Here is a 17,771-nt window from a genome sequence, read left to right on the forward strand (position 1 = left end):
GCGTTGCAAGCCACCGCCGCACGGATCCCGTGGTTGACCAGGGCTAGCGGTCCTCGCGCGGGCGAGCGCTGCGCAAGGCGTCGGCCATGGTCTCGGCCAGCATGTCGCCGGTGAGCGGCTTGCGCAGGAAACTGTCGAAGCCGGCCTCCCGCGCGGCCGGCTCGGCCGCTTCGTCCGAGCGCGCCGTCACCGCGATCAGCGGCATGTCGTAGCCAAACACGCGCAGTTGCCGGGCCAGCGCAAAGCCGTCCAGCCCGGGCAGGTCCAGGTCCAGCAACGCCAGGTCGAACGTGCCGTCGGCCGCTTCGGTCAACGCGGCCAGGCCGTGCGGTGCATGCACCACCGAATGCCGCTGTGCCCGCAGCAGGCCCACGATGACCTCGGCGATGGTGGAGTCGTCTTCGACCAGCAGGATGCGCTGCGGTGGGAGGTTGGCGCTGGCACGCGGCGCTTCGTCCCCCGGCGCGACATTGGCACTCACCCAGCGTAGCGGCAGGTCCACGACGAAGCGCGTGCCTGCGCCGAGCCGGCTGATGACTTCGATATGCCCGCCCATGGCCAGCGCCAGTTCCTGGCAGATCGCCAATCCCAGCCCGCTGCCCCCATAGCGCGAGGTGGTCCGGGCACCGTCGCCCTGCTCGAAGCGCTGGAACAACCGTTCCTTCTGATCGGCGTTGATGCCCGGCCCGGTATCGGCCACTTCGAAGCGCAGCCCCTGATACGAGCCCAGGGTGGTCAGCTTGAGGCCCACCACGCCATGCTCGGTGAACTTGATCGCGTTGCTGAGCAGGTTGAGCAGGATCTGGCGGATGCGGGTGGGATCGCCGCTGGCGGTGATATCGCCCAGCAGCCCGACCTCCAGGCTGAAGTGCAGGCCGCGTTCGCGGGCCAGTGGCGCCATCAGCGCTTCCACCTCGGCCACCAGCTGGCGCACCGAGAACGGCTGCAGGTCCAGTTCCAGGCGTCCGGATTCGATCCGCGCCAGATCCAGCGCATCGTTGACAAGGCGCAGCAGATGCGCGCCCGCGCGACGGATGGATTCGGTATAGCCGCGCTGCTGGGAATCCAGCGCGGTCTTGAGCAACAGCTCGCTCATGCCCAGTACACCGGTCATCGGCGTGCGTACCTCGTGGCCGAGCGTGGCCAGGAAACGGGTCTTGGCACGCGAGGCCTGTTCGGCCAGTTCCTGCTTGTGCACCGCCAACTGCCACGCATTCAGGCGGCGCAGGCGCCGACGGTACAGCAACAACGCGGCGGCCACGATGCACAACGCCAGCAGGCACAGCGCGATCAGACCCCAAGGCGCCAGCCACCAGGGCGGCCGCACCTGGAAGTGCAATTTCTGGCTCTCCGACCACAGACCGTCGGCGGTCCGCCCCTGCACTTCCAGGGTGTAATGCCCGGAGGGCAGGCGCGAGAACAGGCGTTCGCCGCTGGGGCCCACGTCGATCCAGTCCGGATCGTAGCCACTCAGACGGAAGCGGTAACTGTTGGATTCGGAGTCGGCAAAGCTGAGCAGCCGCGCCACGAAGTGCAGGTCGCGATCGCCGTCCTGCACCACCAGCGGCTGGAGATGGCTTACATCCAGCCCGCGCTCGCCACGCCGCAGGCCCACCCGTTCGATGACCAGCGGTACCCGATGGTCCTTGGGCTTGAGCTGGGCCGGGTCGAAGATCACCAACCCGTCCGGGGTGGCGCCCACGATCATGCCCTTGGACGACTGCGACAACGAATGCGGCACGAACTGCGGGTTGGGCAGGCCATCATGCACACCGAACACGCGCACGCCACGCGTGGCCGGATCGACCCGGATCAGGCCGCGCATGCTCGACAGCCAGGCCACGCCGTCACGATCGATCACCAGGCCCTGCGCGGCGAGCATGGGAAACTCCTGTTCGGCGCCCACCGTATCCAGGTGCCGCAAGAGGCCATCCTTCCAGAGGTAGCGGTGCAGCTCCCCCATGCCGGCAAACCAGGCCACTTCGTTGTCGCTGAAGCGAAAGTCGAAGATCTGCTCCGTCGGCGCACCGGCGATGGGGGCAAAGCGCTCGCTGGCCGCATTCCAGCGCAGCAGGCCGTGGTTGCCGGCCAGCCACAACGCACCATCCGGCCCCCGCTGGAGACGGTGCATCACCAGATCGTGCGCCAGACCGTGAGTACCTCGTTGCAGGTTGCGCAGGACGTGGCCGTCCTCATCGCGCTCCTGCAACGCCGCCGGTGTCTGGATCCAGAGATGTCCATCGGCGGTCTGCGTCAGGCTGTCGATGGTGGCATCCGACGCGGAATCCCGTGCAGCTGCAGGCGAGCGGTCATCGGCCGACGTCCACTGCCGCAACGCTCCGTTGGCGGGGTCGTAGCGCGTCAGCTGGCCGAAACTCCCCACCCACACCCGGCCCTTGCGATCTTCGAGCACGCTGAACGACCAGCTTTGCGTCCCCAGTGACGGCACCACCAGCTCGATCCGGCCTTGCACAGGATCGACGCGCTCCAGCGCGCCGGAACTGCCCACCAGCCAGAAGCGCCCATCGCGGGATCTGGCGGTGGCCTGAAACGCCAGGTTGCCGCCCTGCTCGCCTGCGTCCTTGTGGTTCACCACCACCGCGAACCGCCGCCAGTTCGATGGCAGATGCCAGAGACCGCCGAGGGGGCTGGCGAACCACACCCCACCCTCGCGATCCTGGTAGGCCGCCTCCCAGTTGGGGCGCACGCGGCCATGCGTGGACGCGTTGTAGAGCGGGACGTCGTGCACCTGGCTGTCGGTGGCATGCCCCAGGCCGGCTGCGGTATCGAGCCAGTAGCTGCCGTCTTGGTCGCGCAGCAGCACCCCCAGCACCGGATACCGGGCCGGTGCCTGCCAGCCGTGCGGACGCAGGCCACCCTGTTGGTCGCGCCGTAACAAGGTGTCGTCGCTGGTGCCGATCCAGAGACTGCCGTCGGGGTCGGCGGTCACTTGGGTGATGATCTGCGCGGTTCCCCGGGGCAACGGCTGACGCTCGAAGTCCTTGCCGGTCCAGCGCGCCAGGCCGTTGGCCGTTCCCACCCACAGCGTTCCGCGAGTATCGACGACCAGCTGGTAGATGGCCTCGTCGGGCAGGCTGCGCGGATCATCGGCGCGATGCGCGAAGTGCTCCAGCGTGCCGTTGGCCCGCAACCTGAACAGCCCGCTGCTCTCGGTGCCGAACCAGATGCTGCCGTCACCGGTGGAGACGATGTTCCAGATCACCGCGCCACGCAGCGCCGGATAGCGGCTGCCGTCGTAGAAGGTAAATCCATGACGCGCTGCATCCAGCATGGCCAGGCCAGCCATGCCGGTCCCGATCCAGACCTGGTTACGCTTGTCGACGTGCACCGCCCACACCTGGTTGTCGCGCAGTCCGTCCTCGACTCGCCAGATACGGAAGTTGCGGCCGTCGTAGCGTGCCAGCCCATCGCTGCTGGCCAACCAAAGATAGCCATTGGCATCCTCTTCGAGCCCGTACACGATGTTGGACGGCAGCCCGTCGGCCACCGTCAACTGACGCGGTTGCGGCAGTTCCGGCAACGCGCCGAACCCCGATGCCGGCCATCCGCACAGGGCCAGCAGGCACCACAGCAACCGGGACCGCGCCATCGCCACGGTCATCGGCCTGCGCGGGGAAAGAGATCTGGCTTGCAACGCGGGTCCTTGTTTGCTTTGCACGCATAGTGCGCACCGCATCGCAGGCTGGCAACACACGGGGCCGCAGGCTGCAGCAGCGCAGACTGGGCCACCTCGCAGGGCGGCGTCCCGGCACGCGATGCTGTCGCGATCACGCGGCAGGCGCGTCGCCAGCGCCAGGCGACCGATCGCCCCGGCCGCGTGGCCCCTAACACGCAGCGCCGGCGCGTTGTGCGTGCGCCGGGCACGCGGCGCAGCGTGCTGGCGGCACGTTCCCGGCCGCCTATCCAGCCGCGCCCTCGCCCGCCGCATCGGTGGCAGTGGCAAGTGCCTGCGCCAACGCCTGCGCCAGCAAGTCGCCGGTCACCGGCTTGCGCAGGAACCCATTGCAACCGGCAGCCATTGCCTGTGGCTGGGCGTCGGCGTCGGCACGCGCAGTCACCGCCACGATGGGGAAGTGCACGCCGCGCGAGCGCAGCTGCGCGACCAGGGCGGCGCCGTCGATGCCGGGCAGGTCCAGGTCGCACAGGCCGGCATCGAAGCGCTGGGTGCTCACCTCGGCCAGCGCCGCCAGCCCATGCAGCACGTGGGTCACTGCGTGTCCATGCGCCTGCAGCAAGCCGATCATCACCTGCGCCACGGTGGGGTCGTCTTCGACCAGCAGCAACCGCAACGGCGCCTGTTCCCGCGCCGCGCTCGCCGCGACCGCACCAGGTGCGACCACGGGCAGGGTCATCACCCACCGCAACGGCAACTCGACGACGAAGCACGCGCCCTGGCCCAGTTCGCTGCGGACCTCCACCACGCCGCCCATCGCCGCCGCCAGCTCGCGGCAGATCGCCAGGCCCAGCCCGCTGCCACCATGCCGGGCCAGCGTGAGTGCGCCCTCGGCCTGTTCGAAGCGCTGGAACAGGCGCCCGCGCTGCTCGGCGCTCATCCCCGGACCGGTATCGCGCACCTCCACCCGGATGCCTTGCGTATCGGAGTGCGGCAACGCCAAGACCCGCAACTGCACGCTGCCACGCTCGGTGAACTTGACCGCGTTGAACAGCAGGTTCAGCAGGATCTGCTGGACCCGGCTGGCGTCGCCATGCAATGCCGGCGGCAGCACGTCGTCCAGTTCGCAGTCGAAGCGCAGCTGCTTCTGCTCGGCGCTGGGACGCACCAGCTCGACCACCTGGCGGATCGCCTGGCGCAGATCGAAATCGCGGTCGTCCAGCGGAAACTTGCCGGCCTCGATCCGGGCCAGGTCCAGCGCATCGTTGACCAGCCGCAACAAATGCTTGCCGGCGGACTGGATCGCACCGGCATAGCCGCGCTGGCGCGTATCCAGCGGCGTCTGCAACAGCAATTCGCTCATGCCCAGGACACCGGTCATCGGCGTACGCACCTCGTGCCCCAGGGTTGCCAGGAATCGCGTCTTGGCCAGGGACGCCTGCTCGGCCAGCTCGCGCTTGTGCTGGGCCAGCTGCCATTGCGCCCGCATGCGGACACGGCGGCGGTAGAGCGCGGCCAACAGCGCAGCCAGCACCATCCCGAGCAGACAGATCAGCGCGATGCCCGGCCCGCTCCGCCACCACGGCGGCCGCACCGAAAACTGCAGCAAGCGCACTGGCGAACGATTGCCCGACGGGTCCACGCCCTGCAATGCGAGCTCGTAGTTGCCGGCGGGCAGGCTGGTAAATTCGCGTATCCCAGTGGTGCTGAAGGCCTGCCACTCCGTATCGAAGCCCTTCAGAAAGCTGCGGTAGCGGTTGGACACCGGATCGGTATACGACAGCAACCGGCCGACGATCTGCAATTGCCGGTCCCCGGGCCCGAGTTCGAACGGACGATGCATCGGCAACGCGATACGGGCGCCATTGCGCAGCACGCTGACGTGTTCGAGCTGCAGGGCCGGAACCACCGGCGCGCTGTCGGGCATGGCCGTGTCCAGCAGCACCGTCGAACCGTCACTGGTCGCGCCGATCAAGGTATCGCCGGCCATCAGCAGGCAGTGTTGGACGAACTCCTGGCTGGTCAGGCCATCACGCGTACCGATATTGCGCACGCGCGCCGGAGTGACCGACGGATCGATTCGCCACAATCCGCGCAGGCTGGAAATCCACACCCGCCCGCGCGGGTCGATCTGCATTGCAGCAGCGTCGAACCCTGACAACCCCTCTTTCTCTCCCACCTGTTGCACGCGCGTCCAGCGACCTTTGGTCAGTGCCCATTGCTCTGCACCGGTGGCACGGTAGGCCCAGAACTGCTGCGCAGATTGGCTGGCGAATGCCTGGATCTGTGCGCCTTGCAGACCCGCCACCGGCACGAAGCGCCGCAAGGCCGACTCCCACGCGAACATGCCACCCTCGCCCGCCACCCAGATGCGGCCATCGGGCCCCAGCGCCAACTGCTGCACGTCGATGTCGCGCAGCCCGCGCAGGTCCTGCGCGGTGATGCGCTGCAGTACCCGGCCGCTGCGCAGATCGCGTTGTTGCAGCATGTCCATGAACACCATCCAGACGGTATCGCCATCCTCGACGATCCATTCCGGCGGCGAGAGCGCCGATGCCGGCTCGGGACCGTCCGATGGCCAGTGGACCAGCTCGCCAGTGCGCAGGTCCATGCGCGACAGGCCGAAACCGAGGTTGCCCAGCCACACGCGCTGAAAGCGGTCCTCCAAGGCCGACACCAGCTCCATCTCCTTGAGATGCGGCGACTGCAGGCCGGTTTGGAACTTGTCGCCGCTACTCAGGTCCACGCGCAGCAGGCGGCCTTCGGCATCCACCTGCCACAGGCCGCCGGATCGGGTCGCCGGGGCCAGGTTGCAGTAGATCGCATCGCCAGTCGGCACGGCGGGCTTGATGACCGCCGTGCGCTTCCAGTCGGCAGGCAGATAACCGAGCCCGGTACCGTGCATCGGAACCCACAGCCCGCCATCGGCCGCCCCCATCAGACCGACGACATTGCGCCGCGATAACGGCCCTTCCCCGTTGAAGACGGGCACCGGTGGCAGCTTGCCACGTGTGCGCCACAAGCCACGCCCGCTGCCCAGCCAAAACTCCCCATCCGGGGCGGCGACCGCGCCCCACAGCTCATTGCCGACACCGAACATGCCCGCCCAGGACAGCGCTTGCCATTGATCTCCCGGCCCGCGCACATGCAGGCCCGCATCGCTCCCCAGCCATAGCCGATCCCCCGTCCATTGCAGACCGAAGATGGCCGCCTGCGGATTCTCCTCACCCGGCACGTATTCGCGATGCAGCCGTTTTCCGTCGTAGTAGGCCAACCCATTGCTGGTGCCGATCCACAGCCGGTGCCGGGTATCGACAGCCAGGTTCATCACCATGGACTGGTCGAGCTTGCCCTCGACCGTGCCCAGGTCGATCGCCGACATCCCACCTGCGGCATCGATGCGCACCAGCGCGCCGCTGGTGGTCCCGACCCAGATGGCGCCATCGAAGGCGGCGATGCTGAAGATCTGGCCATCCTTCAGCAACGGATAGTCGGCCGCGCGATAATGCCGAAAACGGCTGCGGCTGGCGTTCATGACGCTCAATGTCTTGCCGCATCCGATCCACAGCCTGTCCAGCGTATCGATGTACAGCGCCTGGATCGCATTGCAGGGCAACGACCTGGGATCGGCCGGATCGTGACGCCAGGTCCTGAAGCCGGCGCCGTCGTAGCGCACCAGGCCATCCAGCGTGGCAAGCCACAGGTACCCCGCACGATCCTGCGCGATGGCCACCACCATGGTCGATGGAAGCCCATCGCCGGGGCCCACCACCCGGAAGCGGGGCACTTCCGGGATCCTGGCCGCACACGGCAGCACACCCAGCAGCACGGCCAGCACCACGATCAGCACACGCATGGGGGAATCCCTTCCTCGTCCAGCCCGCATGCTCGCAATGGATCGTTGCAAGTGCAAGCCACCCGCGGCGTGGCGGGATATGTCTAGAATCCGTCCATGACCCCGCTCGCCCGCCTGTTGCTGCTTCCCGCCCTGGCCTTGACCAGCCTGGCCGCCACCGCCGCACCGGTGCGCTACGCGCTGGATCCGGTGCATACCCGGGTGCTGTTCGCGGTCGAGCATGCCGGCTTTTCCAAGGCATTGGGCACGGTGTCCGGCAGTACCGGCAGCCTGGTCTTCGACCCGGACGACTGGGCATCGGCGCGGCTCGATGTCAGCGTGCCGCTGCAGCGCGCCGACCTGGGCGATGCCAAGTGGAACCAGGCCACCCTGGCACACAACCTACTCGACGCCGAGCACTTTCCCGACGCACATTTCATCTCCACGCGCGTGGAGGCCACGGGCGAGAACCGCGCCAGGGTCACCGGCAACCTCACCCTGCGCGGCGTCACCCGCCCGGTCACCCTGGAGGTGACCCTCAACGCGCTCAAGCGCCATCCGCTGCCGCCGTTTCGCCGCACCGCCGGGTTCTCCGCCACCGCCACGCTGAGCCGGGCCGAGTTCGGCATCGATGCCTGGAAATCGATGATCGGCGACAGCGTGAAATTGCGCATCGAAGCCGAAGCGGTGCGCGAAGGCCGCGCCGACGACGAGGCCGCCCCGCCGCAAGCCGCACCCACCCCGCCGGACACCGCCGCCAGCCAGGAATCGGGAACATGAGCCTGAAGAACACCGACCGCTGGGGCGGCGTCAGCCAGACCCTGCACTGGTTGATCGCGCTGCTGATCCTGGCACTGGGCATCGTCGGCCTGACCATGGGCGAGCTGCCCAAGACACCAAAGTATTTCTGGGTCTACACCGCGCACAAGTCGGTAGGGCTGAGCGTGCTGGCGCTGGTGATCGTGCGGCTGGGCTGGCGGATCCATGCGGGCGCCCCGCCACCGGTGGCCGGCACGCCGCGCTGGCAGGAACGCATTGCCGGGCTCACCCATTGGCTGCTGTACGCGATGATCTTCGCCATGCCGCTGTCGGGCTGGCTGTACGACTCCACCAGCGGCCTGCGGCAGTTCCGCTGGTTCGGCCTGTTCGACGTGCCCAAGCTCAGCCCGCCGGACGAACACCTGCGCGCCATCGCGCACTTCATCCACGAATGGGGCTTCTGGCTGCTGATTGCGGTGGTGCTGGCACATGCCGGCGCCGCGTTCTACCACCACCTGTTCCAGCGTGACGCTACCCTGGCGCGGATGTTGCCACGCGGCTGGCTTTCTTCCAGACCCTAAGGATTCCCCATGTCGTCCAAGCTGTCCGCCTCTCCCCTGCTGGTCGCCGCGTCGTTGGTGGCCACTCTTGCGGCTGCCCCGGTGCTGGCCGCCGACTATGTCCAGGCCCCCGGCTCCACGCTGGCGTTCGCCAGCAAATACGACGGCGAAGTGTTCACCGGCAAGTTCCCCGGCTTCGATACCACGCTGAGTTTCGATCCGGCCAACCTGGCCGGCGCCAGACTCGACGTGCGCATTCCACTGGCCAGCGCGGTCAGCGGCAACAACGACCGCGACTCGACCCTGCAGGGTCCGGACTTCTTCAACGTCGCCAAGTTCGCCACGGCGCGGTATCGCGCCGATAAATTCCGTGCCCTGGGCGGCAACCAGTACGCCGCCGACGGCACCCTGGAGCTGCGCGGGGTCAGCAAGCCGGTCACGCTGACCTTCACCTGGACCCCCGGCGCGCAGCCAGTGCTGGCCGGCAAGGCCGTGGTGAAGCGGCTGGACTTCGGCGTGGGCGGTGGTGACTGGGCCGACACCAAGACCATTCCCAACGAAACCGCGATCAGCACCAAGGTCGTGTTGAAGGCGAAGTAACGCCACAGGCCGCAACCGGACGCGGCCACTGAGCGGCGGACACCCTCGTCGGGTCCGCCGCTTTTTTGTGCCTGTAGTATGGAATGACACCGTAGGACAGCTACACTGGGGGCTGACTTCGAGGACGCGAACGATGCGCACACACGGAACGTTGACCCGCTTCAATGCCGACCGAGGCTTTGGCTTCATCACTCCGGCGGGGCAGGGCGAGGAGGTGTTCGTACACATCTCGGCCTTCGAACGCGGCGCGCAGGCGCCGCGCATTGGCGAGCTGATCTCGTTTGAGACCGAAGCCGGTCCGGACGGGCGCCTGCGGGCGATCCGCATCATCCGCGCCGGTGCGCAGGCCGGCAGGCATGCGCCCTCCCCCCATCGCCGCGCACTGCGCGCGGCGACCAGTGGCTTCCAACTCGGGCTGGGCCGGGTGATGCTGCTGATGCTGCTGACCGGTGGCGCGGCGTTCGCCTATCAGCAACGCGATGCACTGAGCGCAGCGCTCACCCCCAATGCCGAGGCCGAGCCGGCACCGCCGCTGGCACACCAGACAGCAACGCCCGCTGCCACCCCGGCCTCCCCCCGCTGCGATGGCCGTACCCATTGTTCGCAAATGCATTCTTGTGCCGACGCCACCTACGTGTTGCAGCACTGCCCCAATACCCAGATGGATGGCGATCGCGACGGCGTGCCTTGCGAGCAGCAGTGGTGCCGCTGATCTAAGGCGACCACCCCACCTACCCGACCTGGGCGCGACCTTGCTGCAACCAGGCACTCAGCCGCTGACCATCGAACGGCCAATCCAGCTCCCGCCCCTGCGCATCGCGCAGCACCGGCACCCTTGGGCCATAGGCGGCCTCCAGTGCGTCGTCGTCATCGATGAACACGCTGCAGAAGTCGCCCGCACGCACCTGCGCCAGTACGGCGATGGCCTGATCGCACAGGTGGCAGTCGTCGCGCTGGTACAGGGTCAGGGCCATGTGGAGGTCTCATGCTGCGCTGCAGCCGTGCCGCAATCGCCGAACGACTAGAATAGCCGCCTTTACGCTCACCTTACGGCACCCATGGCTGTCAGCACGTTCGACCTCTTCAAGATCGGTATCGGCCCCAGTTCTTCCCACACCGTGGGGCCGATGCGTGCCGCCGAGCGCTTCGTGCACCGTTGGTTGCTCGACGCGGGCCGCCTGCACGAGGTGGTGCGCATCCGCGCCGAAGTGTTCGGCTCGCTGGCGCTCACCGGCCGTGGCCATGGCACCGACAAGGCGGTGTTGCTCGGGCTGGAAGGCCACCGCCCCAACCTGATCGACCCGGACATCATCCCGGCCACGCTGGAGCGCATCCGCGCCAGCAAGCGCCTCACCCTGATGGGCCAGCACGCCATCGGCTTCGACGAAAAACGCGACCTGCCGATGAACAAGCGGCAGAAGCTGCCGTACCACACCAATGGCATGCGCTTCACCGCCTACGACGCCAATGAAGCGGTGATCGCCACGCGCGATTACTACTCGGTCGGCGGCGGCTTCGTGGTCAACCAGGACGATGCGGCCGACGACCGCATCGTGGCCGATGAAACGCCACTGCCGTATCCGTTCCTCAGCGGCGACGAACTGCTGGCGCAATGCGCGCGCAGCGGCTTGAGCATTGCCGCGCTGATGTTCGAGAACGAAAAGAGCTGGCGCAGCGAAGAAGAGATCCGTCATGGCCTGCGCGAACTCTGGAATGCGATGCAGTCCTGCGTGACGCGCGGCATCCGCGAGGAAGGCACCCTACCCGGCGGCCTGAACGTCTCGCGGCGTGCGCCGGCGCTGTATCGCGAGCTCTCGTCCAAGCCGGAAGCGGCCATGCGCGACCCACTGACCACGCTGGACTGGGTCAATCTGTACGCATTGGCGGTCAACGAAGAGAACGCCGCCGGTGGCCGCGTGGTTACCGCGCCCACCAACGGCGCGGCCGGCATCATTCCGGCGGTGTTGCATTACTTCGACCGCTTCTGCGCAGGCGCATCGGAAGAGCGCATCTTCGACTTCCTACTCACCGCCGCAGCCATCGGCATTCTCTACAAGGAAAACGCCTCGATCTCCGGCGCCGAAGTCGGCTGCCAGGGCGAAGTGGGCGTGGCCTGCTCAATGGCCGCCGGCGGCCTGGTCGCCGCGCTCGGCGGCAACCCGGGCCAGATCGAAAATGCTGCGGAAATCGGCATGGAACACAACCTCGGCCTGACCTGCGACCCGATCGGCGGGCTGGTGCAGATTCCGTGCATCGAACGCAATGCGATGGGCGCGGTCAAGGCCATCAATGCCAGCCGCATGGCCATGCGCGGCGACGGCAAGCACAAGGTCTCGCTGGACAAGGTCATCAAGACCATGCGCGACACCGGCCGCGACATGCAGGACAAGTACAAGGAAACCAGCCGCGGCGGGCTGGCGGTGAACGTCATCGAGTGCTGAGCCAATCGCGTGAGCACGCACGGATGCACTGCCCTTCTCCCGCGTGTGGGAGAAGGTGCGCAAAGCGCGGATGAGGGCAACACCCAACGCGAATGATGCACTGCCCTTCTCCCGCATGCGGGAGAAGGTGCGCGAAGCGCGGATGAGGGCAACAGGGGCCGGCGCACTGCAACTTGGTCACCCACGCAATCGCCAGCAACGCGCCTGCAGCGCCCGTTCAACCTCGCCCGGCTGTACGCCCCCACCACATCGGTGGCGGTACCGTCAGCGTCTGGATCTGGATGGACATCACGATGCGAAAGCGCGCTTTCACCCTCACGCTCGCCCTGGCCTGCAGTCCGCTGATGGCGCAGGAAACCAATTACGGCCCGCGCCTGGAAGGTTTCGATTACCCGTACCCAGTCAAGAGCTATGCGTTCACCTCGCAACAGCAGGCGCTGGAAATGGCCTACCTGGATGTCGCGCCGACCGGCACGCCCAACGGGCGCACCGTGGTGTTGCTGCACGGCAAGAACTTCTGCGCCGCCACCTGGCAAGACAGCATCGCCGCGCTGAGCAAAGCCGGCTACCGGGTCATCGCGCCAGACCAGATCGGCTTCTGCAAATCCAGCAAGCCGGCCGCCTACCAGTTCTCGGTCGCACAACTGGCCGACAACACGCATGCATTGCTGAAAAAGCTCGGCATCGAACGTGCGGTGGTGGTCGGCCATTCCATGGGCGGCATGCTGGCGATCCGCTATGCGCTACTGTACCCGCACGCCACCGAACAGCTGGCCCTGGTCGCTCCCATCGGCCTGGAAGACTGGAAGGCCGAAGGCGTCCCGTGGCGCAGCGTGGATGCCTGGTACGCCAACGAGCTGAAAACCAGCTTCGAACGGATCAAGAAGTACCAGATGGAGGTGTACTACGGCGGCCAATGGACACCGCAGTTCGAACGCTGGGCGCGCATGCAGGCCGGCATGTCATTGGGCAAGGGCAAGCAGGCAGTGGCGTGGAATCAGGCACTGGCCTCGGACATGCTATTCAACCAGCCAGTGGTCTACGAACTGCCCAAACTGACCGTACCGACCACGCTGTTCATCGGTCTCAAGGACCGCACCGCCATCGGCAAGGACAGCGCACCGCCTGAGGTCAAGGCACGCGTGGGCGATTACACCCAGCTAGGCAAGCGCGCGGCAGCCGCGATTCCGAATGCGAAACTGATCGAATTCGCCGACCTGGGACATTCACCGCAGGTACAAGACCCGGCACGCTTCAATGCGGCGCTGTTGAAGGCGATTGCGCAGTAACTCCTGCATGGCGATGCGGGACGACTCAGGTCATTGCGCATCGCCACAGCACCCACTTCCGAACGGTGGCCCAACTCCATGCCGGGCCGATCACCCAGCCACGATCCGCAACACATCGTCCAGCAATGCAGCAGCGGTGACTTCGGCGCCCGCACCCGGCCCCTGGATCAGCAAGGGCTGCGTGCGATAGCGGTCGCTGCCGATCGCCACGCGGTTGTCGGTCCCGGCACCGCCGGCCAGGGGATGGTCCAGCGCCAGCTCACGCAATCCCACGCTTGCACCATGGGCATCCACGCGCCCAACGAACCGCAGGCAACGTCCGGCAGCCCGTGCCTGTTGCCAACGCGCACCGACCACGGCATCCAGCGCGCCCAGCTGCGGCTCCACTGCGTCAAGCGGTAGCCGCGCGATGCGCTCGGGCACCAGCGATTCCACATGCACCTGTTCGGACTCCAGTTGCCAACCCGCCGCACGCGCCAGGATCAGCAGCTTGCGCCGCACGTCCTCACCGGACAGATCGATGCGCGGATCCGGCTCGGTATAGCCCGCCGCCACTGCCTCGCGCACACAGTCCGAAAAGGCAACGCTCCCGTCATAACGATGGAACAACCATGCCAACGATCCGGACAACACGCCTTCGATCGAATGGATATGGTCGCCACCGGCGACCAGCGCACGCACGCTGCTCAGCACCGGCAACCCGGCGCCCACGGTGGCACTGTCGCCGTACTGCGCGCCACTGGCATGGCGCGCCGCATGCAAGGCCTGCGACCGCGACAACGCAGTGCCCTGCCCCAGTTTGTTGGCCGTGACCACGTGCACCCCACGCAACAGCCATTCCACATGCCAATCGGCTACGACATCGCTGGCAGTTGCATCCACCAACACATCACCGGCACGCAGCGCGGTGGTTTCTGCCCAGGGCTGCAATACCGCCTGGCCGCGCGGGGCGGCATTGGCCTGTTGCAGCGCCTGTTCCGCACTGACGCCACAGTCGTGCGCAATGCGCGAATTCGCCAGCCAATCAAAGCGCGGCAACCGCAGTTGACGCTCCTGTAGCGCGGTATAGCGCGTTACAAAAGCGCGCCCCACGGTGCCAGTGCCCAGCAAGGCCAGCCGCGGCGTGGGCCTCACCGCAGCGACCGGAGCGCGGCGCGAAACAGGCAGCACAGTGCTCACGCGTCGACCTGTTTGCGGTTGGCTGTGGTCAGGGTGGCTGCTGCGCGGGCCAGACCGGCACGCAGATCGATCAGCAGATCCTCGGTCGATTCGATGCCGATCGACAGCCGCAGCAAACCATCGGAAATCCCGGCCGCCGCGCGTGCTTCGGCGGTCATCGCCGCATGCGTCATCGAGGCCGGATGCGCGATCAGGCTCTCCACGCCGCCCAACGATTCGGCCAGGGTGAAGTAGCGCAGGCCATCGACGAAGGCCCGCACCGCCGCTTCGCCACCGTGCAACTCGAAACTCATCATCGCCCCGAAACCCTTCTGCTGGCGCGCGGCCAGGGCATGGCCCGGGTGCGAGGCCAGCCCCGGGAAATACACCTGGTTGACCGCTGCATGCCCGTCCAGCAGCGCAGCGATGGCATCGGCGTTTTCCTGGTGCACGCGCAGGCGCGCATCCAGCGTGCGCAGCCCGCGCAAGGTGAGGAAGGCGTCGAACGGCGAACCGGTCAGGCCCAGCGCGTTGGCCCACCACACCAACTGCTGATGCAACTGCGCATCGCGCGCCACCACCGCACCGCCCACCACGTCGCTGTGGCCGTTGATGTACTTGGTCGTGGAATGCAGTACCAGATCAGCGCCGAAGTCCAGCGGCTTCTGCAGCGCCGGCGACAGGAACGTGTTGTCGACCACGGTCAGCGCGCCCACCTTCTTCGCCGCTTCGATGACGAAGCGCAGGTCGGTGATGCGCAGCAGCGGGTTGGACGGGGTTTCGATCAGTACCAGCTTGGGCGACTGCGCCAACGCATCGGCCAGCGAACGCGGGTCGGTGAGATCGGCGGTGACCAGTGCAAAATGGCCTTTCTTGGCCAACGCATTGAACAGCCGCCAGCTGCCACCGTAGGCATCGTGCGGCACCACCAGCGTGTCACCCGGCTGCAGCACCGCATTGAGCACCAGATTGATCGCGCCCATGCCGGTGGAGGTGATGACCCCGCCGGCACCGCCTTCCAGTTCGGCCAGCGCTTCGCCGAGCAGGTCGCGGGTGGGGTTGCCGCTGCGGGTGTAGTCGTACTGGCGCTTGTTGCCGAACCCGTCGAACGAGAAGTTCGACGACAGCACGATCGGCGGAGTCACCGCGCCGTAGGCGGTATCGCGGTCGATACCGGCGCGCACGGCGGCAGTGGCGGCAGTACAGGGGGCGTCGGCAGGGTCACGAAAGCTCATGCGGTTTCTCCGGTGATGCGAAGGGCAGTGGTCAGGATCGCGTCGATGCGATCGATTTCTTTCAGGAAGGCGTCATGGCCATACGGCGAGCGCAGCACGCGCAGGCTGCCGCGCGGGCCCAGCCCTTCGACCAGGCCGACCATGTCGGCCAGCGGCACCAAACGGTCGCCCTCCACCGCCACCACCACGGTGGGCACGCCCACCTGCGCGGGGTCGATGCGGTGCAGGTCGATGGATTCGGACAGACGCAGGTAGGCAGCCACCGGCGTGCGCGCCACGTACTGCGCGCCGGCGGCATCCAGATAGTCTTCGGCCGCTACCCGCACGCGGCCATTGATGACTTCCGGCGGCGCGTCGAAGCGCTCGCTGAATTCTTCCGGCGTGCGGTAGCTGAGCATGGCGAACTGACGCGCCAGCGCCAGGCCGTGATGTTCCGCGCATTGCAGCTGGCCCAGCGCCACCGCGCGGCGCTGCAGGGCGCGCCACGCTGCCGCATACGGATGCGCGCGGTGCGCACCGCTGACGGCGACCAAGGTGCCGACGCGGCCGGCATGGCGGGTGGCCAATTGCAGCCCGACCAACGCGCCATAGGAATAGCCGACAAAGCCGTGCAGGCGGGTGATGCCCAGCGCATCCAGCAATGCAGCGATCGCGTCGGCCTGGTCGGCGGTATCGATCGGCGCATCCAGGGTGCCGTCGGCGCCCAGGAAATCGAACGCCAGCAGGCGACGCGATGCCGGATCCAGCGCGCGGCCGGCGCCCACCAGGCCATCCACCCAGCCCTTCTCGGGATACACGGCGTTGGCGGCCAGATGCCGGTGCGCAGAGATGCCGCCGGCCACGAACACGACCGGCGCGTTGGCGGCTCCGACCAGCTCGTAGCGCAGCCGCAGCGTGCGCAGCCCGGCGTGTCGCATCGGCAGCGACACCACCAGTTCGCCGCGCACGGCAGCGGGGCCGGCGGTTTCGGCGGCGCGTGTTGCAAGGTCATCAGACGTGGTGGGCGATGCTGTGGTCACGAGGCTCATGGCGATATCCGGGGTGGATCGGCCATCGAGCTTCGCGGGAGCTCGCGTTCGACGTGCGCAAGGCACGAGTCGAACCATCTTTCGGCGGACGCGTGGTCCCCGCAGGATTTGGCACCAAACGCGGGCGCTTGCGCGCTCCGCTGGCTGCCCCGGCATCAAAGGGCCTGTCCCTCCGCCGGTCTCGATGGTGAGGCTAAGATGCCACCCCACTTCCGGGATGTCAATCGCTTCATGCGGATGGAAAGATATATTTTCATCCGATACCACCGCCCGGCGTGCCCGGCCGCATACTTGCGCCCTCTCGCCCGGCTCGATCGCGTGTCCCATCCTCTGTTTCGCCGCCGCATTTGCGCGATCTGCGCCACGCTTGCCGTCGTGCTGCCGATCTGCGCGGCCACTGCCGCTGCGCAACTGCACTGGCACTGGCCCGGCCCGGCCGCAGTGCCTTCCGCATCCACCGCCACCCAACCGCTCCCCACCGCGACCGACGCCGGCCCGGCGCTGCAGCTGGAATGGCAGGCACCGGTCTATCTGGTCTGGGTCAGCAATCCGCTGGCCGGGCCGGCACAGGTTCGGCTGAGCGCGCCATCCAGCGAGGACTACCGCGCGGTGCCGCCGTTGCCGCTGACGGTGCTGCTGGCGGCACACGAACGCCGCCTGCTTGCCCGGCTCTATCCGGCCAGCAGCCAGCGCACACTCGCCGGGCTTAACCTCAGGCTGGAGCTGGTGGCTGGCGATCCGCAGGCCCAGCCGCAGCCGGTGCACTACCAGCTGCCCTTCCGCGACCAGCCGGTGCAGGTGGATCAGGGCTACGGCGGCCACTTCAGCCATACCGACCTGGCCAACTGGTATGCGGTGGACTTCGCGCTGCCACAGGGCACGCCGGTACTGGCCGCGCGCGCGGGCGTGGTGATGGAGCTGCGCCAGGACGTGACCGCCGGCAGCGCCGACGACCCGGCTGCCGGCGGCGGCAACCTGGTGCGGCTGCTGCACGCCGACGGCAGCATGGCGCTGTACGCCCACCTGGCGCCGGGCGGAATGGCGGTGCGGCTCGGCCAGTGGGTTGGCACCGGCGAGCGGCTCGGCGCCTCCGGCAATACCGGCTATAGCACCGCGGCGCACCTGCATTTCTCGGTCCAGCGCAATGCCGGCCTGCAGCTGGTCTCGCTGCCGTTCCGCATGCTGGGGCCGCAGGGCGAACTGCAGTTTCCCTCGCCAGCTCCTTAGGGCGG

General features: G+C 67.5%; 12 protein-coding genes, 1 pseudogene and 1 riboswitch. Of the genes and pseudogenes, 7 read left to right on the top strand and 6 right to left on the bottom strand.

Translation table 11 applies throughout. The features are described from left to right. Positions 1 to 43 precede the first annotated feature (43 nt). Together ACCQ13_RS13510 and ACCQ13_RS13515 are read right to left on the bottom strand one after the other, a co-directional pair. Entirely contained in the window at positions 44 to 3,610 is a 3,567-nt protein-coding gene (locus ACCQ13_RS13510; RefSeq protein ID WP_223214329.1) for a hybrid sensor histidine kinase/response regulator, read from the bottom strand. Between the two features lie 310 nt (positions 3,611 to 3,920). Beyond that, positions 3,921 to 7,490, bottom strand: coding sequence for a hybrid sensor histidine kinase/response regulator (locus tag ACCQ13_RS13515; RefSeq protein WP_104603072.1), 3,570 nt, complete (start codon positions 7,488 to 7,490; stop codon positions 3,921 to 3,923). Between the two features lie 96 nt (positions 7,491 to 7,586). Here ACCQ13_RS13515 and ACCQ13_RS13520 point away from each other — a divergent pair, with 96 nt between their 5' ends. The 4 genes from ACCQ13_RS13520 to ACCQ13_RS13535 all read left to right on the top strand — a co-directional run bounded on the left by ACCQ13_RS13520 (position 7,587) and on the right by ACCQ13_RS13535 (position 10,100). Next, on the top strand, positions 7,587 to 8,249 hold the full coding sequence (locus ACCQ13_RS13520; RefSeq protein ID WP_159407336.1) for a YceI family protein: 663 nt from the start codon (positions 7,587 to 7,589) through the stop codon (positions 8,247 to 8,249). Continuing rightward, a complete protein-coding gene (locus ACCQ13_RS13525; RefSeq protein ID WP_159407337.1) occupies positions 8,246 to 8,809 on the top strand; it encodes a cytochrome b in 564 nt (187 codons plus the stop codon). Before ACCQ13_RS13520 ends, ACCQ13_RS13525 begins: the two co-directional genes overlap by 4 nt. Before the next feature lie 9 nt (positions 8,810 to 8,818). Beyond that, complete coding sequence (locus ACCQ13_RS13530; RefSeq protein WP_104603069.1) at positions 8,819 to 9,388, top strand: YceI family protein; 570 nt, start codon at positions 8,819 to 8,821, stop codon at positions 9,386 to 9,388. 133 nt (positions 9,389 to 9,521) lie between these two features. Next, complete coding sequence (locus tag ACCQ13_RS13535) at positions 9,522 to 10,100, top strand: cold shock domain-containing protein (RefSeq protein ID WP_159407338.1); 579 nt, start codon at positions 9,522 to 9,524, stop codon at positions 10,098 to 10,100. 19 nt (positions 10,101 to 10,119) lie between these two features. Here the strand turns inward: ACCQ13_RS13535 and ACCQ13_RS13540 are convergent, their stop codons facing one another. Then, positions 10,120 to 10,362 (bottom strand): glutaredoxin family protein, encoded by a 243-nt coding sequence (locus ACCQ13_RS13540; RefSeq protein WP_159407339.1) that lies wholly within the window; start codon positions 10,360 to 10,362, stop codon positions 10,120 to 10,122. A gap of 84 nt (positions 10,363 to 10,446) precedes the next feature. Here ACCQ13_RS13540 and ACCQ13_RS13545 point away from each other — a divergent pair, with 84 nt between their 5' ends. Both ACCQ13_RS13545 and ACCQ13_RS13550 read left to right on the top strand, forming a co-directional pair. Continuing rightward, the gene (locus ACCQ13_RS13545) at positions 10,447 to 11,829 is read left to right on the top strand and encodes an L-serine ammonia-lyase (protein ID WP_104603066.1); all 1,383 of its coding nucleotides are present in this window, start codon (positions 10,447 to 10,449) and stop codon (positions 11,827 to 11,829) included. Positions 11,830 to 12,110: 281 nt separating this feature from the next. Further along, a complete protein-coding gene (locus ACCQ13_RS13550; protein ID WP_104603065.1) occupies positions 12,111 to 13,118 on the top strand; it encodes an alpha/beta fold hydrolase in 1,008 nt (335 codons plus the stop codon). A gap of 90 nt (positions 13,119 to 13,208) precedes the next feature. Here the strand turns inward: ACCQ13_RS13550 and ACCQ13_RS13555 are convergent, their stop codons facing one another. Genes ACCQ13_RS13555 through metX form a run of 3 tightly spaced genes read right to left on the bottom strand, consistent with a single transcriptional unit; the run spans position 13,209 to position 16,539 of the window. After that, a complete protein-coding gene (locus ACCQ13_RS13555) occupies positions 13,209 to 14,297 on the bottom strand; it encodes a homoserine dehydrogenase family protein (RefSeq protein WP_167526920.1) in 1,089 nt (362 codons plus the stop codon). Continuing rightward, positions 14,294 to 15,511, bottom strand: coding sequence for an O-succinylhomoserine (thiol)-lyase (locus tag ACCQ13_RS13560; protein WP_104603063.1), 1,218 nt, complete (start codon positions 15,509 to 15,511; stop codon positions 14,294 to 14,296). The genes ACCQ13_RS13555 and ACCQ13_RS13560 overlap by 4 nt, the downstream gene beginning before the upstream one ends. Continuing rightward, positions 15,508 to 16,539, bottom strand: a complete 1,032-nt coding sequence (gene metX / locus ACCQ13_RS13565) for a homoserine O-succinyltransferase MetX (protein WP_104603062.1) — start codon at positions 16,537 to 16,539, stop codon at positions 15,508 to 15,510. Before metX ends, ACCQ13_RS13560 begins: the two co-directional genes overlap by 4 nt. A 71-nt stretch (positions 16,540 to 16,610) precedes the next feature. Beyond that, positions 16,611 to 16,730: riboswitch (SAM riboswitch) on the bottom strand. A 156-nt stretch (positions 16,731 to 16,886) separates the two neighbouring features. On the opposite strand from metX, the pseudogene ACCQ13_RS13570 reads away from it, so the two are divergent. Then, positions 16,887 to 17,766, top strand: a pseudogene (locus tag ACCQ13_RS13570) (M23 family metallopeptidase). The last annotated feature ends 5 nt before the right edge of the window (positions 17,767 to 17,771 follow it).

This window comes from Xanthomonas sp. NCPPB 1638 (assembly GCF_041475635.2).
Taxonomy (GTDB): Bacteria; Pseudomonadota; Gammaproteobacteria; order Xanthomonadales; family Xanthomonadaceae; genus Xanthomonas; species Xanthomonas cucurbitae.